This is a genomic window from bacterium, assembly GCA_016702305.1.
Lineage (GTDB): Bacteria > Electryoneota > RPQS01 > RPQS01 > RPQS01 > JABWCQ01.
On sequence record JADJEH010000011.1, the window covers coordinates 53986 to 80130 of the forward strand.

The window sequence follows — 26145 nt, forward strand, 5'->3', positions numbered from 1 at the left end:
ACCGCTTGTTTCATAGTTGATAAAATCAATCAAGTTATAAATGCAATATTGTCATTGTGTCCGGAGAGGTGCAACTTTCTATTTAGACTGGCTAATCTGCATTGCTTATCTGTGCGCGATTGTGTAGCTTATTGGACAAGGTGAGTACTACCCCGCCGCATCGGATGCAAACGGTGCGAAGTAACTCCTCAAATTGTGCGGCACCTGTGCACAGGACCGGTTCGGCATTGGCGATGGAGGATGGAAGAGGATATGTCGCTAGCGATGCTCGGCAAGTACCTGATTTAGGCCGTGGACTTGCCAGAAGGAACATACAAGAAGGAACGTGACATGAAGAATCGAATGAGACTATTTGTGGGACTCGCCGCGCTGCTTAGCGTCGTGGCGGTATTCGCTGCCTCGACCGTCATAAGTCAAACGACACATGGCAAATCGGCGACTGTAACCTACGTGCGCGATGCCGAGCCAAATAGTGCCTCGGCAACGTCAACTGACCCGGCCATCACCAAGGTGATCGCTGAGCAGCGGGAGCTTCAGGGATTGTACCACGAGTTCCAAGCGGCCAAGACTGCGGGCGCGGCACCTGCGCCAGCGCTGCTCAGTCGAGTCGCACAGCTACGTCCGCCCGCGGTTCGCCGCGGCAGCCTGGATCAGGGTGGTGAAGATTGCACGACCTCGACACCGATTGACTTCGTGCCATACACGGATTTTGGCAGCACATTCGGTTATCAGGATGAAATCCCTGAATGCGACGGCAGCGGCGCGGGACCTGATGTTGTCTACTCCTATACGCCTGCGACCACCGGCGACTATTACGTCAGCATGTGTGGATCGTCGTATGACACAAAGCTGTCGGTCTATGCGGATAATTGCGGCGGCGTACCCATTGCCTGCAACGACGACGGGCCCTGCTGGCCGTCATCGGTGATCGCCCGCGTGACTCTTGTGGGCGGAACAACGCATTACTTCGTAATCGACGGCTGGAACGGTGACTTCGGCGACTATGCGTTCTACATTGAAGAACTGGCGCCGGCACCCCAAGGCGATAACTGTGACAACCCGATCGTCGTCGCGGATCTTCCATTCAGTGTCGTAAATGAAACGAACTGCGTCTACTCGAACAACTACTCCGGATCCACGTGCCTGAGCAATCAGGATGAAGGCCCGGACGTTATCTACTCGTTCACGCTAACGACGCAGACGTCCGTCGAGATTATCCTCAACGCGCATCTGTCCGACACTCCGCCGCAGGAATGGGTTATGCCCGGAATCCTACTCAGCGACCATTGTCCGCCGGATTGGACATGCATTGCATCGGCCAGCAGTTGGACGATCGTCGAGTCAATTCCGCTTGTGCTGGACTGCAACTCGCTTGCCGCAGGTACGTACTATGTCATGATTGACAATGGAACTTGGCTCCACCCTTGCTACTCCTACGATCTGTTGATTCAGACCTGTGGGCCGTGCGACCTGGTCAGTCAGCCGGGTGATGTTGAAGAAGTGGCCGAGGCGTTCCCGCTGCCCGGTACGTTCTCGATCAACGATCCCGATGGCGGCTGCAACAACGACACTCCGTTTGCGCCGCAGTTTCACGATGTCGCGGGCGGCCAGACGGTTCACGGCCGGACATTTGCCTATACGGACTCGATTTCAGGTTCATTGCGCGCCGACACGGACTGGTACCGCTTGTCACTCGCGATGCCGGCTGAGCTGACGGTTACCTACGTCGGTGAGACGTCGCTGCAAGCTGCCTTGCTCGAAGCACCGTGCGGAACGATCCCCCTGCAAAATGGCATTCAGACGACGCCTTGCGGCTCGCGGTCAATGACGACCACATGCCTTGCGCCCGGCGACTATTACATTCGTATCACGCGCGGCGGCGCTCTGTCGTCTCCGGACACTGAGCCGTTTGAATATCGCGTATCATTCGATCTGGTTACCTGTGAACTACCCACGGGCCGCTGCTGCTACGCCGGCATTTGTTCGATGTACACGGAGCCCGAGTGCGATATTCTGGGTGGTTATTGGGATGCGCTGCTGACCTGCGCTGATCCCTGTCCGATCTATCCGCCGAATGACCATTGTGAAAATGCCGGTGTGCCGGCGACGCTGCCTGCGACATTCACGGGCACCAACGTCAATGCCACGAACGACTGCCCGCAGGAGGGCGACCCGCAGGTGTGGCACGTCTTCACAACCACGGAAACGCAGGACATTCAGATTGACTATTGCGGCACCCAGAATTTTCACAGCTTCAATCCGTGGATTTATGACGGCTGTCCGTGTGGCGACCGCATCATGCTGGAGGCCGTGGACTGGGGCTTCTGTTCACCGATCACAGCGATGACAGGTCTCTGGCGCAGCGTACCGGCCGGGACATGGTACATCTCAGTTACGATGTACGACCCCAATAGCATCGGCGAATACACCATTCATGTCAATGCCGTTTCCAGTCTTCCGCCTGACAATGATGAGTGTGCGGCGGCTGCGCCTCTAACACTTGTTCCCAATGGATCCGTTACCGTATCCGGAACCACGATGAATGCCGCAGCAAGTTGCACGGACGCGTGTGACGAGGGTGGCTTCACTTACAGTTCTTCGGGCGGCGACGTGTTCTATTCGCTGGACTTAAGCGAAACTCGAAAGATCGCGCTGGCGCTCGGCACGAGCGACATGCACATTTCCGTCTATGAGGGCCAGGGCCAGTGTTGCGTGAGTCCTGCGCTCCTGTGCAACGACGATGATGCCAACTTTGTACCGCTGCCTTCGTGGGACGTTCCCGAACAGCATCCTGGCGAATCAAGGTCCTATGTTGCCGCGAATATGGGGCCGGGGCTGTTCTTGATTCGGGTGGCCAAGTATGGCGCGCAAGTTGGCGCCTACACGCTCACGGTTTACGACAACGGTCCCTTGCACTGCACGCCGCCTGACGCTCCGGACGATCTCACCGCGATGGTCGAGGGTGACAATATAGAACTCCGGTGGTCAACCGACGCCGCGTCCGCTGCGCGCGGCACCTATCGGATCTGGGCCAACACCAACTGGATGCCGTTCGATGACCTAAGTTGGACGATTGTCGCCGATAATATCGTGCCGGTGGTCGCTGACGACCATCTGTACTACAGTGAGCCTGCCGCTGGCAACAGTATGATGTTCTACATCGTTACCGGTCACTGCACGGATACGCCATAGTTGCAATTATCGGTCGCGAGCAGTTTGCCTGGCGTCGTTCCAAGGCCTTGGCAAGAGGGCCTGGACGACGCAGGAATAGTCCTGCTGGCGATGTTAGCGCTCCTGTACTACGCGCTGCTCTGAGAGCAGCATGCATTGGTGAAATGAGCGGCGGTCAGAGCGCAAGACTCTGGCCGCCGCCTCATGAGTATATACCACGGATCATCTACCGCCGCGAGTGCGGTGCAGAGTGATTCACCACGGACTCGTTACGAGGACTATTGTGCGTTGGCTTAGGCCTGCAACACTTTTCGTACTTCTGAGTATTTCGGCGATCTCGGCCTTCGCGGTGCCGGACACGTTGTGGTCCGCCAGGATCACTACCGTCGGCAATCCCGCGATCTACGACGCAATGACGCATTCCAGCGCCGATTTTATCGTCGTGGGCGAAACGAATCCCGGCCTGACGAATTCACGACTACTCATTGCTCGGATCAGTAGCGGTGGCGATGTGCAGTGGACACGCACGTTTCGCGGTTCTGCGCGCATGATCGCCAATTCGTGTGTTGAACTGCCAAACGGAGATGTCGTGGCCGCGGGCAGCAGCGGCAATGACCTGCTGCTCATGGCTATCAGCTCAGAAGGCGACAGCCTTTGGAGCCGCGTGTATGGTACAGGCGGTGCAACCGTTGCTAATGATGTAGCTCTCCTGCGCAACGGCAATCTTGCCGTCGTCGGCGCGGGACTCGGCACCGGAGGGATACACTCCGATCTGTTGTTACTCTTCTGCGACACCGGTCTTGACACCTTGTGGACGAGGAGTATTGGCGGCAGCAATGTGGATATCGGGTACCGCATCACGGAACGGCATGATCGAACTCTGATCGTCGGCGGGTCATCCAAAAGCAATGGTGCAGGGGACTTCGATCTCTGGCTCGTGCACACAGACTCCGTGGGCACTCTGTTGTCGTCCGCGTTCGACGGCACTGCTGGGCCGGACAACTGTTACGATCTGTCTGACGGTGACAGTGTCATTTATTGGGGTGGAAAAACAACTTCCGGCAGTAACAACCTCGCCTATTTGGCGAAGGCCGGCGAATTCGGTGATTCACTGTTCGTGCGTAGCTACTCGCATGGCGGAGCTGAAGATCAGATTCGTGGAATACTCGCCCGGCGTACTGGCGGCGCCATTCTAACGGGCTGGTCGGGAATCAGTTGGAACAGCCGCCTCTGTTGGGTTTTTGCAATTGACTCCCGCGGCGATGTTGTTTGGGAGTGGGCGCATGGTCCGGCCGCGAGTGGGCTTTATGGCGCAATCGAGGTACCGAGCGGTGGTCTACTGGCGTATGGACAAGTCAGCGAGTCCAATACCCGCAAGGGATATGTTCTGCGCCTGATCTTCTCTGAGATCTCCGGATTCGTCATGGACGCCGCAAGCGGTGGCCCTGTGATGGGTGCGATTGTTTCAATCATCGGCGCAAATCAGCATGCCGTGACGGACTCGAATGGTGCGTACAAGATTCGCGTCGCCAATGGCACATATGATGTCGGGGTGTCAGGCGCATGTTTTTCGCGGGATACTTTGCACGGTGTTGTCGTTGAACCGGATTCCATCGCACATGCGGATTTCGACGTTCTCCGCCCGCAGTATTTCAATGAAATGACGTCACTCAATGCGATGGTCCAAAACGAAGCGGTGACGTCAATACCACTCGTCATCGCGAATTCCGGCGCAGGCGCCATGGAAGTGGGTATCACCGCTCAGGCAATCAACCCTCCGGGAACATGGTTGAGTGTGGTGCCGGACACGGCATTGATCGCGGCGGGCGACTCAACGGTCTTTCAAGTTCTTGTCGCGCCGGATACGACCAACGATAGCCGTTATGAGTTCGATGGACAACTCGTCGTGCGAACGAACTCATGTCCGGGCGAATCAGATATTATACCGGTCATGGTGCAAGTGCTCAATGCCCATAATGCTCCGGCCATCTTGCCCGCGAGTTTTTCGCTTACGGCTTATCCCAATCCATTCAACGCTACTACGGTGCTGGAGTTCACAGTCCCGTCCACGGCGTGGGTGACACTCTCTGTATTCGACATTGCCGGGCGGATCGTCACGGTCTTGACAGAGAAATCCTATGCGCCCGGTTTGCACAAATTAGACTTTGCGGCCGGAGATTTACCTTCCGGCATCTACTTTGCGCACATTGCAGTCGGCGATTTCAAAGCGACGCAGAAGATTATGCTCATCAAGTAATAGTCCTCAGTTTCCGCATCGTCGCTCCGCGCCGGATAAACGTCAAAGGGCTTACCACATTCTGGTAAGCCCTTTGTCTTGCCGTCAACGCTACGGGCGCGCCAAATGGCGCGCCCGTAGTCTTCCCAGTCAGTTCGTGGTCAATTAGCGAACGGCAACAATGTGATACACGGACTCACTGGCCGTCGCTGCGGCGTTCGCGTCAATGTACTCAAGCGTCGGCGCCGGCACCGTGGCCAGAAGCGTATACACGCCATCTACCGCGGCGGCCTTTTCAACGCGATACGATGTTGCGTTCTCCGCGGCCGTCCAGAACAGATGCATGTCCAGACCTTCCGCCAATACAACCAAGGAGTCCACAGGCCCCACGGTTTGCGGGCTCAGGGCGAACAGGCAGATGTCATCAACCGCAGCTTCAATCGTTGAACCGCCGCCAAGGTCGGCCACGCTGATGCGCACCTTTACCTGCGATGTCAACGCGACGTAGTTTTCGAGTTGGAACTGATCTTCTTTCCAGAATTCCCAGTCGTCGTTCGTGTAAAGCAGGGTCGTCCACGTCGTACCATTGTCCGACGATGCCCAGATATGAATCGAGTCGGTCCCGGGATTGTTGCCGAGATCGTTCGAGTACCACGACCAGATGTCCAGAGCTGCCGATTCATAGCCCGATAGATCCCAAGTGGGCGACACAATCGTCGTGCGGCCGCCGTCTACATCGTAGGTGTTATGCGTTGAGCCTTGACGACCGTCTGTGCACAGGCAGTAGATGCCCGGCGCAGACGTATGGTCGTCGCCCGTCTGCACGATGTTCGCGCCGTTGAAAGTCGCCACCGGATCCGAGCGTTCCCACAGTCCTACAGTAGCGTTGTCGCCCGTGTAGGATAGTGTCCAACCCTGCGTGCTCGCTTCAAAGTCATAGCACTGCTGGTAGTCCCACACGGTCGGGATATTCAGCACGCCGGTTTCCGGCACGCGCACGGACGTTGTCGGGCCCGTAAACTCGAAGTAGCAGTCATGAGCGCCGGTCACAAGCGTCGTGTCAAACGAAAACACCGAACCATCGCTGTAGCTGAAATCGAGCGTCGTTAGCGCGTAGGGCAAGCCGTCCACCACCACATTTGCCGAGAGCGGCGCGACATTGGTGGCGCTGGTGTAGAGAATCGAATACGTGAACAGAGTAGCCTCGCTGCCGCTAACGGGCGAAACTCCCGCGCCGGACAAGACAAATTCCGCTGGCGGCTGCAAGGTCGGGAAGACGATGTCGTCAACCCACGCGGCGTCGCTGCCGGACACGAGTGAAACGTCCTTCGTGTACTTCCACATGAATGTGTGGACGCCAGCCGTTACGTTGTAGCTTGCCTGGGCCCAGCCAACTTCACCCGACCAGGATGCCTGTTCGACGCCGTCAATCAGAAATCGCAGGAAGTCATAGGTGGCTTCCGACGAAACCTTGTAATAGAACGAAATCGGACCGCTGACCAATACGGTTTGGGTCACGGACAGATTGGATTCCTGACTGTTTGAAATCACCCCTGACTTCGCGCAATATAGGCCGGCATGCTGCCCCGTGCTAACGATGGTCCACGGTGCAGTGCCGCTTTGCGTCCAGGGGAAGCGCGTGAAGTTGCCAGTTTCCCAATCTTCGTTGGACAAAACGGCCAGGTTAAAATCATGCGACATAGCGCCGCCAAACACGATTACATCCTGATCGCCGCCATATCCAGTGGCATCCGCGCGGACCGTGTAGGTCGTGCCGATAGGAAGGCTAAGTGTGTAAGCACCCAAGCCATTTGTGGTCGCCGGAGTCACCGGAAAGCCAACTACACTAACCTGCGCGCCCGGAACAGGTGCGGCCGCCGGATTGTACACGAAACCCGTGAGGTCGGCACTGGGGACAGAGACCAATGACTTGTTTAGCGTCACCGTACTTCCGTCTATAACGGTAGTACCCTCGTTCGAGGTCGTGTAGCCAAACTTGCTGAACTCGAGCGTCACCGCGCCGACCGGCAACAGCAGATCGTAAGCGCCGCTGGCGTTCGTGGTGTCCACTTGTGCGCCGGCCAAATTACGGATGATCACTCCGGCGAGCGGAGCCAACGTGTTTTGGTCCGTTACGACGCCGGCTACGTGGCCATAACCACCTAAGATGCTCTCGGAGCAAGCCAGTGAGTAGGACTGCGGGCCGCTCGGCAACGTCGTCGAATTCACCGTGATCGTCCACGTTCCCGCAGCCGGGCTCGCCACCACGATCTGCTCGCTGTTGTTGATGTGGTCAACACCTGTTCCCGCGGGAGTTGCGGGGCTGGCCGGAGTCAGCGTGAACGGTAGGTACACCGTCGCGCTCGGCGAGGTCAGTGTCACATTCAGGTCATTGATCAGAGTGGGGTTTGCCAGCGGAGTTGCCGCCGGGTCCATCCACGACAGCGATACCCGCAGGGACGGCGTACCTGCCGGCACCGTGAACGTATGCGTCATCGTCTGACCGGTGGACAAACTGCCCTCCAGGAATCCGCCTTCCATCGTCGCATCCACCGCCGCTTGCACGTTGATGCGGCCGAAACCGTAGACGTAGTCGGGGCCAACATTGCCAAGATCCTGCGCGGTATTGATGAGCAGCGCCTTGATCGTGGACGGTAGCGGTGTGAGACCGGGATAGGAGATACCCATCTGTTGCAGAATCAGCGCCACACAGCCCGACGTAATCGGCGTGGCCATCGAAGTGCCGCTCATGTCACCGTACGTATTGCCCGGTAGTGTTGAGTGAATATTGAGGCCGGGTGCGCAGACATCGGGCTTGATCCGCCCGTCGTCCGTCGGACCCCACGACGAGAAGGTCGTCATGCCGTCCGCATCCGTGGAAGCACCAACCGAAATGATGTTCTTTGCATTCGCGGGAACACCCATCGTATTGTAGGTGCTGCCGCATGCGCCGCCGCGCTCGTTGCCGGCCGCGAACAGCACGATAAACGGACTGCCCAAACTGCCGCGCACGATATTGTCCAACAACTGCGACACGCTCTCGTAATCGCCTTCCCACGTGCACGAGTAGCCATTCCACGCGATATTCGCGCCGATGGAGTTCGTGGCAAGGTCAGCCGAGTAGCTGTTGCGCGCCGTGGTGTAGTTTGCCTGAATATCCTGCGGACTATTGTAGAGGCAGTTCGGCGTGCACGACTCATACTGCATCGAGATAATATTGCAGGCAGGTGCCATCCCGCGATACAGGCCGCCGGATAATGCGCCGCTGCCGCCTACCGAACCGGCCACGTGCGTCGGGTGGTCTACCGTTGATCCGGCTTCACCCAAGGTCAAACGCCCCGAAAAATCGGTATGTGCCGCGTCCACCATGCCTGCGTCATAGACGAGTACGCTGATGCCGCTGCCGTTCAAATTGTAAGGTGCCGCCTGCACGGTTTCGGCGCCAACGCGCGTCCGCGCCGCATCATTTACACCCGTCATCGGTGGTGACATCAAGTCCATCCAGGCCACTTCGTCTTCGCTTGCCATGGCTTCAAACTGATCCGGATGAACCGCCATTACCCACGTGTTGATGATTTCAATATAGTCACCCATTTCCGCGCCATAGCGCGCCGCGATCTCCTTGGCGGCGTTGCCCGCGACATCCGCGTGCAGGCGCACGAACACCAATTCCATCTCGTTCTCGAAATGTGTCCAGGGTTCAAACTCGCGGTTAACGACACGGCTGTGCATCTTGTCAGCCACGGTCAATTCGCCTGCCCAACGTAAACCCAAAGACGACGCCGAGGCTGTCGTGATGTCATTCGAAAGGCTCGCCAGCCAGGCATTTCCGCCCAACGGTTCGAGCAGCTTGATGCCGGCGCCTTGCAGCGAATTGCGCGTCGCATCATCAGGATCGGTGTAAAGCTGCAATAGGCAGTGGACAGGGCTTTCGACGCTTGCCTCGACGGACAGCGTGGAAAGTGCGCTAAGGTCTTCCGCGGGATTGAATTCGCGTGACCACAGCCTGACGGTGTACTCACCGGATGCGAACGCGGTTTGCATACACAACAGGCACAGCAGGGCGAGGGTAAGCCCTCGGCCCGAGATTCCAAATTTCATGTTAAACTCCGGGTGTATCGAGAAATCACTGAGAATTATCGGTTGGAAGATTGCCGGCACTCCAGGCTGCTCCTGGGTCTGTAAAGCAGTACAAATCACACTGTCTGGAAAGGGAAGGGACCCACCTTAGCACGACAGGGTTTTGGCCCCCAATAAGATAGCAAGTTCCGCGCCTTGCCTTAGTGGTGTATGGACATGCAGTTGGATACCTGGGTATCCATGAAAATGCGCCAGTCATTCACACGACTGCGAACGCTATGCGCACAGTGCGCCAAGCAGGCAAGATCGAAACCCGTGAGGGTGCCCTTAGTATACGCAACGAGCCTGTGAAAAACCACAGGCTCGTATCGGCACCCGGCCCAACCCACTCCTCTACAGCCGCTCTGCCGCGTCTCCCGCAACAGGCCCGGGTTCCTTCTCTGCCCGGCCGATCGATCGCCGCACCGCAGACAGCCACCCTTCCAGTTTCACATAGAAAGAAGGGACAACATACAGGCTCAAAGCCGTCGAGACGAGCACACCGCCGATCACAGCGATCGCCATCGGCGTGCGTATTTCCGTGCCTGCCCCTAAGCCCAGTGCAGGCGGCACTGCCGCCATCATCGTAGCAATTGACGTCATTAGAATCGGCCGCAGTCGTATTGGCCCCGCCTGTTTCATCGCTTCGGCCGCGCTCGCTCCGTCTCCGCGCCGCTGATTGGCGTAATCCACAAGAATGATCGAGTTCTTCTTCACGATGCCCATCAGCAAGAGTAGACCGATCATGCTGAAGATGTTCAAAGTCTTGCCCGTAATCAGCAATGCCGCCGCCGCGCCGACTACAGAGAGCGGAAGGATCGTCAGAATCGTGATTGGGTGAGAAAACGAATTGAATTGCGACGCCAATACCATGTAGGCAACCAGAATGCCCATCGCGAGAGCGAACAATAGTCCGGCAAACGACTCTTTAAAGGCCACACTTGAGCCGCTGAGACTCGTGCGATAGCCCGTTGGCAAATCGTTTGACAGCGCTTCGACGTATTGAATCGCCTCCTGCTGCGAATGTCCGGGTGCCACGTTGGCAAATACGGTGATCGCCCGCTCGCGGTCTTTGCGCGTGATCGCTTGCAGCGCGGGCAATTCTTCAAACTTTGTCAACGACGACAGCGGCACCAGCTCGCCATTGCGGCTCCGCACCCGCAGGCGCGAGATATCCTGCATGCTTCGGCGCTGCTCGGCCATCAAGCGCATGCGCACGTCAATGCGGCGTCCACCCGCGCTGTATTTCCCGACCCGTTCGCCGCCAACCAGAGAATTGATTGCTGTCGCCACATCCTCGACGGAAATCCCGAGGTCTGCGCAGCGCGCTCGATCCGGCTCGACGCGAAGTTCCGGTACGCCGATACGATAGTCGGTGTCCACGTCTACAACAAGTCCGCTCTCGGACAGCTTCTTGGTAACATCGCCGCTCAAGGACTCCAGCGACTTCCAGTCCGGCCCTAACAGTGAAAACTCAACGGGAAAGCCGCGTTGCGCCGTGAATCCCGATTGCGACAAGTCTTGTACGACGGCCCGCACGCCGGGTATGCCGTTCAGGTCTTTTCTTAGTACCGCAGCGATCTCCGCTTGGGATTTACCGCGCTCCCCTGGCGGCAACAAGGTTACGAACAGAATTCCGCCGCTTTGACCACCGCCACCAAATCCTCCGACCAGCACGAATGAACGCGTAATTTCCGGATAAGTCTCAATCTTTGCTTCAACCTGTCGAAAGAGATTGTCCGTTTCCGTTACGCTCGAACTCACCGCCGTCTGCACGCGGATCATCAGGCGGCTTTGGTCCTGCGACGGCACGAACTCGCTCGGCAGGAGCTTGAGCACGATCATTGATCCGAGGAAAATGACCAGCGCGCTCGACAAAATCAACCCCGGTCGCTTCAGGGCCTTCCCCAGCCAGCGCGCGTATGTGCGTTCTGACATTCCAAACACGCGATCAGCCCATGCGCCGATCCGACTGCGATTTTCGCGCGAGATATCCAGAATCTGCGCGCACCGCGCCGGCGCTAACGTCACGGCTTCAACGTACGACAACAAGATTGCTACGCACAATGTCACGCCGAATTGGAGGAAGAACCGTCCCACAACGCCATCCATGAACACCACGGGAACAAAGATCGCGACCACGGCCAGCGTCGCGGCAAACGCCGGGAAGGTAATCTCTTTCGTTCCCTCAAGTGCCGCCGTCACGCGGTCTTTGCCCATCTCCGCGTGCCGCACAATATTCTCAAGCACCATGATGGCGTCGTCAACCACAATGCCTACCGCCAGCGCAAGCCCCAGCAGGGTGAATGTGTTGAGCGTGAATCCGAGAAAATAGATGACCGCAATTGTTCCCAACAAGGACATTGGGATTGCGAGAATCACGTTGATCGCGTTAGAGAACGAGCCAAGAAACAGCCAACAGACCAACGCAGTCAGCAAGATAGATAGCACCAGTTCAAGCTCGATTTCGTGTACCGATTCTTCGATAAACACGGTCGAGTCAAAATTGATGCCCAGTTCCATGCCCTCGGGCAACGTCTTGCTGATATCCGCCATGGCAGCCTTGACCGCCGCCGCCACAGCCACGGCGTTCGAGCCGCGCTGCTTGCGGATACCCATGCCCATCGCCGGGCTGCCGTTCACGCGGGTAATGCGCCGCACATCTTCAAACCCGTCTTCCACCACGGCCACATCGCTCAAATGCACTTCGGCCTGCGGCGTATCACGCACGACGATGTTCTTGAATGTCTCGAGGTCAATCGCTTCCCCCATAATGCGAACGCTGACTTCGCGTCCGCTGTTTTCGAGGCGTCCGGCCGGAAGTTCGACATGTTCTCGGCGCAAGGCGTTCACCAGATCCGAAACGGTCAGTCCATACGCGTCAAGCTTCGCTGCATCCACCCAAATGCGAATATTGCGATCAAGCCAACCGCCAAGAGTGATCTCGCCCACGCCCGGGATTGTTTGCAGCTTGTCCCGAATCTGATAGCGTGCGATGTCCGACAACACCTGTTTCGGATACGGTCCGGACAATCCGATCCACATGATCGGATTGTCTTCGGGATTTGACTTGGATACTGTCGGAGGATCAATATCTACGGGTAGTCGCCGTGCGGCCTGCGCGACTTTCGTCTGTACGTCCTGCAAAGCCAGATCCACATCCCGCGAGAGATCCATTTCCACCGTTACATTGGCGCTGCCTTGCCGCGCACTCGACGTGATCCCGCGCACACCTTCAACCTGGGCAACGGCCTCCTCAATAATCTCGACGACGTCATGCTCCATCACCTCGGGTGCTGCGCCCTCCCATGTGGCGTTGACGGTAATCGTCGGGAAATCCACGTCCGGGAATTGACTAATGCCAATGCGCGTCAACGCAATCAGGCCAAACAGCACAGTGCCCGCCATGAGCATCCATGCGAAGACCGGCTTGCGAACGCAGACTTCAGTGATGTTCATCGGCTTGCGCTCCCGCTGTCGCCGGGCGCGGGCTTCGCGGCACTGACAATGCGCACGCGCGCGCCTTGACTAAGCGCTTCCGCGCCGCGCACCACGAGCTGCTCGCCGGCGCGCAATCCCTCTTGTACTTCAACTCGCCCGTCAAATGTCTGCAAACCGAGTTTTAGGACGCGCTCGTGTGCCACTGTGTCTTCGACAACAAATCCCAAGAACCCGCGTTCGCTCGGTCGAATGCTCACCTGCGGAATCACCGGCAGGTCATTCGACTCTCCCAATAGAACAGTTACTTCCGCGAACACTCCCGGTTGTAACTCGGCCGCCGATTCGACGGTCACTTCGGCCGTCACTTCGACCATGCGCGTTTGTGGATCGGCCGATTCTGACACGGCCATGATCGTCGCGCGCAGTGAATCTGATGCGCCAGCCACCGCAAACGACACGCTCAGACCGCGAGTCAGCTTCGTGGCGTCTTGCACCGGAACGGAGAACCTGAGCAGCAATGGATCACGGCGCACCATCGTCGCGACCGTCGCACCGATTTGCATGTACTGTCCCGTCCGTGCGACCCGCGATTGTATTGTGCCGGCCGTCGGCGCCGGAACGTGTGCGTCGCGGAAATTCAGCTTTGCTAAATCAAGCGCGGCGGCCGCTTGGGCGGAATCCGCCCTCGCGCTTTGCGCTCGTGTCTGCCAACTGTCGAGCTCTTCGGGACTCACAAATCCTGGATTGTTACCCTGAATATCCACGCGCCGCCGCAATCCGGTTTCGATTTCGCGCAACGTTGCTTTCGCTTTTTCGTACGCGGCTTCCGCTGACCGCAAGGCCAGTTCGTAGCGTTCGAGCTCGATGTCAACTAACGGTTCTCCGGCACGCACAGCTTCTCCTTCGCGAAACCGCACCGCTTGTACCGTTCCTGAAACACGCGTTGTCACAGGCAGGATTTCAAATGCGACAACCGATCCCACGGCATGCACGACAAGATCCGCCTTGCGCGTGGTCACTGTTTCCACTTCAACCGGAAACGCCTGTGGAGGTTTGCGCTGCGGAGCGGTGTTCCCGCCCGAGCAGCCTACCGCTGCCATGACAGCCAGAAAGTGTAAACAGAGAAGTAAACGGAAACGCATAAGGAGAAAACGGTTCGTCAAAGGAGGGGAGCAATTATCTTAAGTTATCTTATAGAATTATACCGTGATTATCAATCGGATTCTCCCCGGCCTCTCGTGAGGGGAGGGAGCATAAACTTCTGATTGTAAAAGGCTAAGCCTATCACGACCCGAACACATATGCCAAAGAAAAAGGGCCAACCCCGCGGGTCAGCCCTCTTCCTCATCTCGTAATTTCCTGTTCCGCCCGTTACGGCGTGGCGTTCATACTGCCGACGACCACGAAGAACTTCATATCTTCAGCAGGTGCAGCAATCGTCAACGTTGTTCCAGTCGTCGTCCCAACGTACAGGCTGTATGGTCCGTCGGGCGCGAGCGCAGCGTACACATGGTAGAATGGAGCGTCAGCCGCGCGCCAGGCCAAGCGGTACTCGTGCGTCGCCTCGAGATAGTGAATTGTCAAGCTGTCCGGTGCCGTCAGCGTACCGACATCAAACGTTACGGGAATCAGTAGCGGATTCTCGTCGGCGTCGTTGCTCGTCAAATGGATTTCCGCCGTGTATTCGCCCATCGGCAACGCGCCGGCGGTGAAAGACAATGGCAGATGCGTGCACGATCCCGCCGACACGCTGCCCGCCGTCGCGCCGCCAAACGTCATCCACGGCGGCGCCGGTACTTCAAGTGCAATCGCCAAATTGTTGGCGACATAACCCGCGTTATAGGTCATCTGCAATCCCACGGTTCCCGCTCCGTCTTCAATACCGATACTGCCGGAAGTCAGCAGTCCCGTCATGGATTGGTATTGGTAGACGATCCGGCCGTTGCTGTACAGAATCACTTCAAACGTATAGTTGCCTGTGTTGTTGAAGTGCGGAACATTGTCCCACTGCACAATGTAACGGTCCAGCGGGGAATCGTAGTAATAATAAACGGCGCCGGACAATTGCGGACTCAGATCATCCCAGAACACAGCCATTAGGGCGTTCGGTACGGTATTGGTGGGAAGCGGTCGATTGGAGTACGTGTTCGATGCCGTGCCGAAATGCACATTGCCGTTGCCGCACACGTTCATCGCCGTATACGCCGTGCCATAGAAGCTGAAGGCCCACGGCAGCGTGACTGGGAGCACTTCGTCGTCGGCCGTGAACGTCAACTGTGTTCCCACGCCAGCCAACTCGACCCAGTCATAAACCGGACCGTCCGGCTCGTTCGAGTCTTTCCATACGTAGCCGAACGCATCCGGGCCGCCGCCGTTGTCAAGCTGTGCCGGTCCGCGGCCGCGATTCGTTTCGTCACCTTTGACCTCCGGTTCGCTCACTGGAACGTCTGCTAATGCGGAGATTTGCGGCAGTTCGGCGCGAACCGGCGCGAGCTGATTGTAGGTGACGCTCCATTGCAGATCGCATTCACCGACATTGCAGATATGCAAAGTGTCCTGGTCCGTACCCGCCAACGCGGCCCACGCGTTTATCGTTGTCGGTGTGACGTCAATTTCCGTCGGCACCGGACAGCCCGTGCCGATATTGTCCACGTACCAGCCTTCGGAATTCGTATTCGTGTCGGATGTAAATCTGAACCTGATTTGCACCGCTGTTCCCGGGCATGCAATCGTCAACGGATAAACCTGGTGAAGCCACCCGCCCGACGCTCCTTCGCGCGGCGAACCCAATGCCGTCCAACCGGCGCCAAGATTAACCTCGACATAGCCGAAATCCCAGCCGGCTTCGGTCGAATACCATTCATCGAAACTGATTTCAGCGCCAGGCCCCAAGAAGAGCGTGTCGCTGAGCAGGTAACACGAGAGATTATCAGCGTAGTTGCCGGTTTCATTGCCCATAAACCATGCATGCGTCGGCGATGAGGCGCGCCGCGTCGAGATGTGCCACTGATTCAACGCTCCGCCCGTGACCCAACCGCCTGCGCCCGTTTCAACGCTGTCGGCTAACGACGATGAGCCTATGGTCGCCACGAACGTGATAGTTGTGTCGAGATTGGCATTCGACAACGCCAGCGAGAAAGTGAACGAATGCAGCGCCGGACATCCCGCCGCGATGGACATTGTGAAGTCAGAGCCATTGACCGCCGATTGGTTGACCGGAATATTCGGCCAGCTTGCTGCACCGTTCAGAATGGTCACGTACGGATCGCTTGTCGTGAGGCTGCCCGTCAATCCATCCAACGATTGCGTACCGGCATTGCGCAACGTAAGCGCCAAGCTGCCGTCTTCGCCGGGCTGGAGAACGCCATTGCCGCCGATTTGACTGAAGCACGCCGCGCCAAGCGCCGTCTTGTACGGCTGCGGCATCAACAGTCCGGCGATTCGCGCCAGAAACATATTTGCAGGCAGATTTTCCTGCGCCAATGGGAGAATGCGAGCCTGCGCGGGCCAGAAGCCGTCGGTGGCGCCGCCGACTTCCGTTGTCACCGCGAAGATCTTAGGATGATTCAGCGAGTCGCCATATTCCCAATCAAACGAGCCGCCGTTCGTGTTGTACAGAGTTTGCCACGGCGTGCCGGTCGTATACCACACGTTATTCACCGTATGAATCCAATACGCCATCGAGTCGGCCAGCATCTGGAATATCGCGTTGTCCGCGCACAATCCGTCGCCATCATAGTAACTCGTTCCCCACGGGTAAAGCACGAGATTCGAGTACGTGTGAAAATCTTCCTGCGTTACGAACTGCCGGCTGTTGATGAAGTCGCGCAGGTGCTGTGTTTCGAGTTCCGAAAACGGTGCCGGACCGCGATAGGTCAGGTCGGACGGAAACGGCGATGAACCGTTATCGTCAATGCCCCACGCTGCGTCGAAGTTGCGGTTCAAGTCAATGCCAAAACTGCCGTCGCCGTTAGGCTTGCGGTTTTTGCGCCACTGACCGCCGCCGCTGGGATTCGTTGCGCGGTTGTATTCGTAGCCGTCCGGATTCACGCATGGCAGGAAGTACAATTCACGGTTGTTCACCATGTCCGTGGCATCCGCGTTCGTGCCGTAGTTGTCCGTCAGGTAGTTCATGAAATGCAGGACGGCTTCCATCGCGGCCGGCTCACGGGCGTGAATCAACGAGTTGTAGAAGACTTCAGGCTCGTTTTCATCCACTGCCGGGTTGTCCGAGATCTTGAGTGCCCACATGTCACGGCCTTCATAGGTCTGGCCGATCGAGAATTTCGCCGACGTGATCGTGGGATGCTGTGCATGGATCGTGTCCAGCATCGCGACAATTTCCGCGTACGTGTGGTAGCCACCCATCAACTCAAGCGGTGTGTCGTTCAGCCGCTGTGCGTAATACGTTTCAACATCGGCTTGTAAGATGTCGTAACGGTACCCTAATTCGGTCAGCCGCGCCAGATGCTCGGGAAGCGCATTCATACGGACTTCGCCGACCGTCTCGCCTTCTACAATGTCGAAGCCTTCGCCATTCATGCGATAAAGCTGTTTCAAATGCGCCGGTGAATCACCGTGCACGCGAATCAGCGCGTGGTGCCGATAAATCTCTTGGCCAATCGCCACCTGCGCGGCCAGCGCCACCAGCATAAGCATCACCAATCCATTTCGAATCCGCATACATACACCTCAATCCAAAGTAGTCGCCAAGTTCTTTGGGCGGGTTGTGTTACGGCCGACCTGACTGCGCCAGTACGGCGAAAGCAGATGACCCCGTAACGGCCCACCTAAACGTCTCCAATGTAGCAAATTTCGTGAAGAAATGGAACCCATAGCGCGAATTCTCGCTCGCACCCAGGCGCGCACAGTGTGCGCTCGTTGCCCGGACCCAACGCAACCATACGAAAAACCCTCGGGATTTCGTACCCGAGGGCCTATCATCTGTCGTACTACAGGCCCAATCCTGCCAAGGATCAGGCGTCAAATCACTTGCCAACCCTGCTACGGCGTCTTGGCGTCAATAAAATACTCGCTCTGATTGGCCGTTGCCGCCGTGTCAAGGTAGATCAAGGAGAAGGTAGAATCCACAAGCGTGTACGGCATGGGCACCGGATCAAGCTCGGTCCGCCAAATCCGGTAGTACGGCGCGGCAAACAGGGTCCGTCCCAGCGTGTCCAGCGTACTCGCCTTCCAGCGGAGTTCGGCACCGGTTGGCAACCAGAAAATTGTCAGACTGTCCGGCGATTGCGGCACTCGGTCACAAACCAGAAAAACAGGCGGATTGAAGTCAGCCGGTAAGAAAGTCCCGTCGGGCCGCCTGAGTCCGAAGTCACCCGTCATCGGCACATCCCCGCAACCGCGGAAGACCATTTTTAGGCGGAACAGTTCGCCCGGTCCCGCCCAGAACGAGCTTCCGAAGACCGTTGCCCCAACCTCCAACCGGTGCGGCGCGGCCACCGTATGATCCTGATAACGAAAGTCCAAACCGGTCAGGCCCGCGATCAACGTGCCGACCGTAGGTGCCGCGGCCAAGTCAACCAGATTGGTGTCGTAGTACATGTAGACGGTAAAACCGCGCACCGTGTCCGTGGGCGTGACAAAAGCTGCCACCTCCACCGTGTCGCCGACGTTGCCGAAGGACGAATCCGGCTGAAAATAAAGCTCAATCGCGGCAGCGCAATTGAGCGTTCCTGCCACCACCAGCGTCCCGAGAAGGCCGACGATGTTGCGCAAAAGCAACCTCCAGTAAGAGGAATGACCCCCGCCGCCACAGGCGTGACGGCGGGGGCTGATAGCAAACGATGCCCTGAGTCGTAATTAACGAATCAGAACCATCTTCTTCAAGTCGGTGAAGCCATTCACCTCGATCGTATAGATATACAGACCCGAGGACAGCGCCGCCGCGTCGAACGTCATCTGATGGCGACCGGCCCTCCATCGTGTTGTCAACGAGAGTCGCGACGACTTGGCCCAGCGTGTTATACACAAGAACCGTGACATGTCCGGATTCCTTCAGGTCGAACTGGATGTTCGTCGTCGGGTTAAACGGATTCGGGTAGTTCTGGTACAACGCGTAATTGTCAGGAATCGCGCTTCCGCTCATGACCGATACGCCGCGGCCTTCAGTTTCACGAACCTCGCCCGTATTGTCGAGCATCTGAACTGAAGTCAGGGCAATTTCGCACGGGGATTCGATTTCGCGCGTTACGCGGAACGTCACGGTTCCCAGCACCGCATTGTCATCCAGTGTAGCCAAGCCACCGCAGGCCGCTGCCACGAAACCAACCTTGCCCGCTTCGTTGTTCACGAGCGCCGTCTTCGAGAACAGTGTGCCTTCAGTCGGCATGTCCGTAACGATCGTCGAACCGACATATTCAAGGCGCGAGTCGTCGTATTCAAGAATGGCCTCCACGGCCTTGACGACACGGCCTTCGTTGCCGGACAGCGCCACCGTAACGCTGAATTCCGTGCCCATATCAAATGTCACGTCTTCACTCGTCGCCAGTGCCACTTCCGGCGCCGCGTCAAGCGATCCGAACGGACGGTACTGCGAGATATCAGGCTGAACAACAAACTCAGTGGCGATAATGCCCACCGGGGAAACCACGCCGAAGTTAAAGCTGAACGGCACGAGATCTTGGAAGTTGATCGCGCCCGAGCCTTCCGGATTCGGAATGCCCTTGCCGATATTCCCATTTTCCACCACGACGGGGCCGATGTTGCGATAGCCGCCCGTATTGGTGAAGTAAACCGGCGACAGCAGGCCAAGGTCTTCCGTGTCAACGTAGCCGCGCGAACCGAACAAACCAGCGGCATCCGCCGTGCTGAAGTCACCCAGCCAGTAGTTGGTGGAACGGTCGGCGTTGGTCAGCATAACGACCGGTTCGCCAACCGACCAGTTGCCACCGGCATCCTTGACAAACGTCACATAGCGGTAGATGTCGCGGAACGCCGGTGCATTGCCCGTACCTTCCACCCAACCCAGCTGCGCATCGAGCCAATACGTGTCGCCGCCGCTGACGTGGGTCGTCAGGATATCGCCACGGTTGTTCGGTCCCGTATAGGATGCCGAAGCGACCGGTCCGGGAACGAACGAGGTCTGCGTCGCGACCAGCGTCCAGCCGGACGGCGGAACGGTTGTTACGTCGTAGTTGCCCAGCGAGTTCCACAAGTCACCCGGATAGCCCGGATACTGGCCGGACAGCGGGCTGCGGTAGATGCGCATTTCCTGAGCATCCGCCCCGGCCGTCCACTCCCAATTCAGCCACACACCCAAATGCGCCGGCCGCGCGTCGAAAGCGGTCACGGCGTTATCCGGATTCTGCGTATCAATGCAAATGCTGAATTGCAGCGTGCCGGTCATGTTGCCTGCGCAATCTTCGGCCTTCACGTCAAACGTAAAATTGCCTCCGTTGGCATTCAGGATCGCCGGCAAATCATTCATCCAATCCCACAGAGCGAGCGCCTCCGCGTCGTTGCTCGGGTAGTCCGTTTGATTCAAGGCCACCACGAAGTCCGGCAAACCGGCATAGCTGATAATCAGCGAGCCGGTCGCGGCCATGCACCCGTTAGCGCCCAGCGAGGACGTGATGTTGATGTAATCATCCAGATAGGCTCCGGCGTAGTTCACTGTCGCCGGATTGTTGTTGAAACAGTAGTTGGCGGGCACCGTCGTGACCACGGACAGCGACGGGTCGGTGATGTCCACGCCAACGTTTGCGAGGGCAAACGTCGCCGCCGTGTTGCATTCCGTGTCCGTTAGATGCAGGGTCAGCGTGTTGCAGCCTTCCTGCAGCAATCCGTAGAACGTACCGGCATCCAGCGCCGACGGGAACGTCGCATTATACGGCGAAGTCTGATTGGCGCCGAACAGCGCAAACGAACCGCCGCCCGGTGTAAACGTGATCCACGCCGAGTCCAGCGTCGAACCGGCGTCAGTCAGCGATACGCTGAACTGATTCACCAGTTGCGCCGCATCGCCAAATGCGCACGTCGCGAGATTCGTGAAAGCCGCCACCGCAGGAGCCGTGCAGTCCACTTCAAGATTCATCGAGCCAAACACCAGCGCGTTGTAGTAGTCATTGCCCAGCATGTCCGTCCACAGCGTGCTCACGCCATTGACCGGATAGAGACCCGTCATGGCGCTCACGTTCAGGACCGGAATGCAGGCGATGTACAGTGCGCCGTTACCGCTGCTGTACGGTGCCTCGAAGCCCATATCCACCTGCACCAGGCCGCCGCCCAGCGGAATCGCGTACGCCTGCACGATATTCGGATCTGCATTCGTCAACGGCGTCACGATCGAGCCCATCGGCGAGAGCAGGGGAATGAAGCCCGCTGGGATCTGGAACACGACTGACAGGTTCGGGATGCCAGCGTTGTTCAAGGTCACGTAAAGCAGTGTCGCGTCGCAGTCCGAACCGGCGCAGCCAACCGACGGATCTTCCATCGCGAAGCCCACATCGGCCGAGCAGCCGCCGGGGTTCGGATTGACATCCAAGTTCACCGGAGTCGCGCCCGGGATTGTGTACGGAGCCGAAACGAAGTCCGAGTAGCAGTTGCTGTCCCAATTATGTCCAGCCGTGTTGTCAAACGTATTCACCGTATTGGTGAAGCTGTTGTTGGTCACGTCGGCGTCACTGATCGTGCCGGTTCCCGTGACGGTCAAATCCACGCCGTAGTTCCAGTTCTCGACTGTGCTGTTGGTCAGCGAAATGTCGAGGTCATCGCTGGTAACGTAGGCGCCAACGCCAAGGCCATCAAGCGAACCGTCGCCGATCACCGACACGCCGTTGATGTCGAGCACGTCGTTGGCGTCAAGGCTGCGGTCGCGCTCGCCGTTCATCACTTCATCCATGTACATCGCAGGCTGCACGCGCGGGGCATTCAGCGCGACGCTTGTGTTGTAGGAGAAGATGCCATACTTATTGACTGCCGTCACGGCATTGTTCGACGAAAAAACGCCGCCATTAACCGTGCCGCCCGCATCTACGAAGTACGCGCCGACCTGAGCGTTCGTGGCGCTCATGTTCGTCACGGTGAAATCCATGTCGTATAGCAGCGCGCTGCAACCGACATAGCTTGCACCCGTGTAGCAGATATCTGCTACTGAGCAATCGGTCATCGAGCCCATGGCGCCAAACGCATATTGGAAGCCGTTCTGCGCGGTAATTCCGGTGGCGCCGTGCCCTTGGATATGCACGTTATCACAATTAACCACCGTGCCGACGCCCGAGAACGACGTTCCGTTCTTCATGAAGTCGGTGATGATCACGTTGGTCAGGTTGACGGTCTTGCCAACTGAGTTGTGACCGACCCACACGGCGACGCCGTGCTGATTGCCGTTGAACGGCGTTTCACGGATTTCGGTGACATTCACATTGGTCAGTGAGCCGCCGGAGTTGCGGAACGCCACGCCGATCATGCGATAGTTGTTGTTGCCGAATCCGTCGCCGTCAATCGTCAGGTTCGAGAGGTCAGCCGAGGCGCAGCCTTCCAACCAGAGAATCGGGCGATTGTGATTCGGCACGGTGTTAAAGGTGTCCGGCATCGTCGTCGCCGTCGCCTTGATGAACGTGCTCGCCACGCCGGCACCGATGATATTCAGATCGGCAAATCCGGTCGCCTTAACTTGGCCGACATAATTACCCGCCGACAGGTAGATCGTGCTGCCCGAAACGAGATTCACGGCTTCCTGCAGGATGTTCGTCGCACCGCTGATCGCGCTATTCGGACCGGCGTGCAAAAGTGAGAAATCACCTTGGAAACCGACCGTTCCGCGACCGAATGCCGTTTCGACATTTGTATCGGTGCCGGTCTCAAACCACGGCGAATAGTCCATATCCGCCAGGCCAACGCCGCGGATATTCACGCCCGTGCCCGGGTTCGTGGCCAAACCACCGTAGGCCACGGGAATCAGCGCCGCGTATCCCGGTTCCGCGCCGTTAGCGTTGCTGGTCGTCGGATTGTTCGTGCCGTACCAGTTCGCTGAGAAGTTCTTAACGCCGCCCGTCAAGCTGCGGTTCTCTATGTCGGCGTACCAGTTGCCCGAGATATTGTTGTTGAAGAACTCAGTTCCGGTTGCAGTCTCCGTGCTGGCATTCAGCCACAAGATGCCGACCGCCCAGTTGTTCGTGACGGCGTTCTCTTCGATCATGTTATTCAAGCACGCATTCCGGAGGATCATGCCCGTGCGGTTGAAGTCAATGACGTTATTGAGAATCTGGTTGTCGTTCGAGTTGTTGATGTCAATGCCCGTGCGATTGCCGACGAACTTGTTGTTCCGTACGATCGCGCCGCCCGAGCTTTGAACCGCGAGACCGGCCGTCTTGACGTTGGTCGCCCAGTCGGTCACGTTATTGCCGTCGCGTGTGATCGTGAAGCCTTCCACGGCTGCACCGGGAGTGGACACGCGCACCGTCGCCGAATTGGGGCCTGTCTTCAAGCCCAGGATCGTGGATACGTCAATGCCCGCGCCGCGAACGGTCACGAGTTTGTTGACCGCCACGTCTTCGAGGTACGTTCCCGCGCCAGCCAGCACCGTATGACCCGCCGTCGCCCAGTCAATCTCACGCTGAATGCTCACGCCGATTTCCTTAACGTTATTGAACGTGTATGAACCGGACGTGTAGCTATAGCTTCCTTGATCCGCCGGAGGATTCGTACCGAATATCACTTTCTTGTCAAAAGTGTTCTCGTTCCAATATGAGACCCAATCGAAATCGTCGTAGTCTAGGAAATCGCCGCGATGACGAACGTAGATAGTCTCTCCGTTCGTGAACGTGTTGTCCTCGATCACAGCAGCGCCCGTCGAATAGATAAACCACGGCACGCCGCTGCCCGACCCATTAAAGCTGATGGCCGCCCAATTATTACCGGGCCAGTCCATGTCAAAGACGTTGTTGATAATCTGGCGACCGCTGACCGATCCGGTGTAACCGGCACCGTTTGTCAGGTCAACGCTTGTACCGTAGTCAAAGAGGTTGCCTTCGATGTGGTAGCTCTGGATCCACGAAATGTTGTTCATACTGTCGTAACGGAAGTCGCCGAAATAGAGCGACATACCGTCCGAAATGATGTTGAAGTTAAACGTGAAGTCATCACCGACAACTTCCACGGACTTGTTGTAGCCGGCATCGCCGGTCTGCCACAACTCAAGGCCGGTCACGGTGATCCCGTCAGCTTCAACCCACATACCACTCGGGCCGAAGTTATTGGTCGCGTTCAGGCCGACACTGGCCTCCACGCTGCCGTAGGACGTGATCGGCGCTCCGCCGGCATCCACGCCTTGCAGGGTAATGTTGTCTTTGCCGACTCCGAAATACAGACCAAATTGATACAAGCCGCCGATGCCGACCACCGTGCGGTCCACAGCCACTTCAATGTAACTGCCCGGATAGACGTTCACCGTGCCGTTTTCGTCCACGGCGTCAATACCGGCTTGAATCGTGTTGAACTTCGTCACGCCGTAACCGGATTCACTGCCGGTATAGCTGTCATCCACCCACACGACCGGTTCGAGGTCAAGCGGATTGTTCTCGTTGCGCGGCGCCACCCATGGCCCCGCCTGTCCATGCAGCGCAGTCGGCACCACACTTGTGAAACCTACCGAGCGCTCGTGACTCTGGAAAGTCGGCCTGTTCGCCGTGTCCGCCATTGCCACCAGGCACATCGCCAGGATCAGCACAACAGACCAGCCAAAACGATCTTTGATTCTCATCTTCTTCCCCAATTTCTCTTTTGCTTAAGGACTATGCTAACTAAAGTCTATTCTTGACATTTCAACGCTCGGATGCGGTACACTCCGGCATTCACGGTTCCCGAATCGCCGGGGTTAAACTCGTACAGGATATAATCGTCGTAAAAAAACGTGTCCATCGTCGTGCCCACGGTCGTGTACACGCCCGTGTTGTTCCACGTGTCTTCAAACTCTACAAAGTAAGTTGGATTGACCACCGGATCGCCGTCAAGGTCAAACCGCACCGGATTCCAGTGCAGACAGATCGAGTCGTCCTGCATCGGGACGATAATCAGCGATTCCGGAGGTAAAGTCGCCGACCCGTCGAGCACGACGCCCGTACTGTCCCCCATGATAATCATCGGTTCCGGATGTTCGCCGGTGCCGCTGAAACCCTGGCCATCCAGAAAACCCACCATAGTCGTCTGATTCCCGACAAGATTCACCGGCGTAAAATGCAGCGTCGCGACCACGGTGGATCCCGTGAAATTGGGATGAAAAAAGGCGTCCACCCACAGGGTGTCGCCTTCGATATAGAATGGGAGGACGTGCAGATTCGGGTGGAGTCCCGCCGAAATGCTTGTGGGCGTATAATTGGCGGCGTCGAACACAAACCGCAGTTCAAACACCCTGACGTTCGTTCCGGTCAACTGGATATTTATATCAAAATCTTCGCACGTGAACGCCGTGACCGGATTGGGAGCCAGGTGGATGAAGGCAGCAGTATCATCCAACGGATTCCGCTGCGAAAAAACTTGCGCAGTGCCGAAAACAATTACTGCGCAGACCGTTACCGGAACGCGCAGTAAATTGATCAGACTTCTTGCCCTATGGCCGAACTTGGCCAATTCCCTGCCACGGTATATCATGAATATTCCCCATCCAACCTGTCCGTCGGGCAAACAATCGAAGTACGATAATGACCACTTCTTTTCAATATAAAGTAATGTAGCGACACGGTAACGATATGTCAAGCGCTTTTGAACTCTGGTGACCTCGCAGAACAGCGAAAAACGTTTCGCAGGCTTAGCCGTAGAATCTCAGGCTCTTAGCCTAAGCAATCGTGTGCTGTGGCTAACAATGACGTCCAAAGAACTCCGCGAATCCCCGGCGCGCCCGCCTCTCATTTGCGCTCCATTCTTTTTTATCCATCGCCATTGCTGGGTCACTTCCCGTTCCGCAACGGTCCGAGGTCAATGTCCAGCCGGGCTACCTGCAACTGTAACGCACGCCGGGTCAGACCCAACTGCCGAGCCGTTTCCGACAGGTTCCCTCTGAATCTGCGCAGCGCTTTTATGAGCCATAGCCGATGAAACTGTGCCGTCGCTTCACGGTAATCCAGTGGATAGGCTGCTCCGCTCAGGATCACTCGACTGGCGGGGCGGTTCGAATGGCGTCCATTCATCTGAATACTGCCTCCCTGCAATAAAATGGAAAA

The 26145-nt window shown here is 57.4% G+C and carries 10 protein-coding genes; 2 read left to right on the forward strand and 8 right to left on the reverse strand.

Going from position 1 to position 26145, the window contains the following annotated elements; translation table 11 throughout:
• The first annotated feature begins 330 nt into the window (after window positions 1-330).
• Window positions 331-3192: a hypothetical protein gene (locus IPH10_10570; GenBank protein ID MBK6911352.1), complete on the forward strand. Its 2862-nt coding sequence runs from the start codon at window positions 331-333 to the stop codon at window positions 3190-3192.
• A gap of 262 nt (window positions 3193-3454) precedes the next feature.
• On the forward strand, window positions 3455-5428 hold the full coding sequence (locus tag IPH10_10575) for a carboxypeptidase regulatory-like domain-containing protein (protein ID MBK6911353.1): 1974 nt from the start codon (window positions 3455-3457) through the stop codon (window positions 5426-5428).
• A gap of 144 nt (window positions 5429-5572) precedes the next feature.
• On the opposite strand, the gene IPH10_10580 is transcribed toward IPH10_10575, so the two are convergent.
• The 8 genes from IPH10_10580 to IPH10_10615 form a co-directional block, all read right to left on the reverse strand.
• Window positions 5573-9508, reverse strand: coding sequence for a S8 family serine peptidase (locus IPH10_10580; GenBank protein MBK6911354.1), 3936 nt, complete (start codon window positions 9506-9508; stop codon window positions 5573-5575).
• A gap of 372 nt (window positions 9509-9880) precedes the next feature.
• Window positions 9881-12985 (reverse strand): efflux RND transporter permease subunit, encoded by a 3105-nt coding sequence (locus IPH10_10585; protein MBK6911355.1) that lies wholly within the window; start codon window positions 12983-12985, stop codon window positions 9881-9883.
• A complete protein-coding gene (locus IPH10_10590) occupies window positions 12982-14109 on the reverse strand; it encodes an efflux RND transporter periplasmic adaptor subunit (GenBank protein ID MBK6911356.1) in 1128 nt (375 codons plus the stop codon). Before IPH10_10590 ends, IPH10_10585 begins: the two co-directional genes overlap by 4 nt.
• A gap of 229 nt (window positions 14110-14338) precedes the next feature.
• Window positions 14339-17650 (reverse strand): hypothetical protein, encoded by a 3312-nt coding sequence (locus tag IPH10_10595; GenBank protein MBK6911357.1) that lies wholly within the window; start codon window positions 17648-17650, stop codon window positions 14339-14341.
• A 321-nt stretch (window positions 17651-17971) separates the two neighbouring features.
• Window positions 17972-18703, reverse strand: a complete 732-nt coding sequence (locus IPH10_10600) for a hypothetical protein (protein MBK6911358.1) — start codon at window positions 18701-18703, stop codon at window positions 17972-17974.
• Window positions 18633-24689 carry a right-handed parallel beta-helix repeat-containing protein gene (locus tag IPH10_10605; protein ID MBK6911359.1) on the reverse strand — a complete coding sequence of 2019 codons (6057 nt, stop codon included), beginning with the start codon at window positions 24687-24689 and terminating at the stop codon, window positions 18633-18635. Before IPH10_10605 ends, IPH10_10600 begins: the two co-directional genes overlap by 71 nt.
• A gap of 47 nt (window positions 24690-24736) precedes the next feature.
• The gene (locus IPH10_10610) at window positions 24737-25441 is read right to left on the reverse strand and encodes a hypothetical protein (GenBank protein MBK6911360.1); all 705 of its coding nucleotides are present in this window, start codon (window positions 25439-25441) and stop codon (window positions 24737-24739) included.
• A gap of 431 nt (window positions 25442-25872) precedes the next feature.
• Entirely contained in the window at window positions 25873-26112 is a 240-nt protein-coding gene (locus IPH10_10615; protein ID MBK6911361.1) for a hypothetical protein, read from the reverse strand.
• Window positions 26113-26145 lie beyond the last annotated feature (33 nt).

What these genes read in the sequence shown, in the direction of transcription:
- IPH10_10570 (MBK6911352.1), top strand. Translation starts at nt 331, where the DNA reads ATGAAGAATCGAATGAGACTATTTGTGGGACTCGCCGCGCTGCTTAGC.
- IPH10_10580 (MBK6911354.1), bottom strand. Translation starts at nt 9,508, where the DNA reads ATGAAATTTGGAATCTCGGGCCGAGGGCTTACCCTCGCCCTGCTGTGC.
- IPH10_10585 (MBK6911355.1), bottom strand. Translation starts at nt 12,985, where the DNA reads ATGAACATCACTGAAGTCTGCGTTCGCAAGCCGGTCTTCGCATGGATG.
- IPH10_10590 (MBK6911356.1), bottom strand. Translation starts at nt 14,109, where the DNA reads ATGCGTTTCCGTTTACTTCTCTGTTTACACTTTCTGGCTGTCATGGCA.
- IPH10_10595 (MBK6911357.1), bottom strand. Translation starts at nt 17,650, where the DNA reads ATGCGGATTCGAAATGGATTGGTGATGCTTATGCTGGTGGCGCTGGCC.
- IPH10_10605 (MBK6911359.1), bottom strand. Translation starts at nt 24,689, where the DNA reads ATGAGAATCAAAGATCGTTTTGGCTGGTCTGTTGTGCTGATCCTGGCG.
- IPH10_10615 (MBK6911361.1), bottom strand. Translation starts at nt 26,112, where the DNA reads ATGAATGGACGCCATTCGAACCGCCCCGCCAGTCGAGTGATCCTGAGC.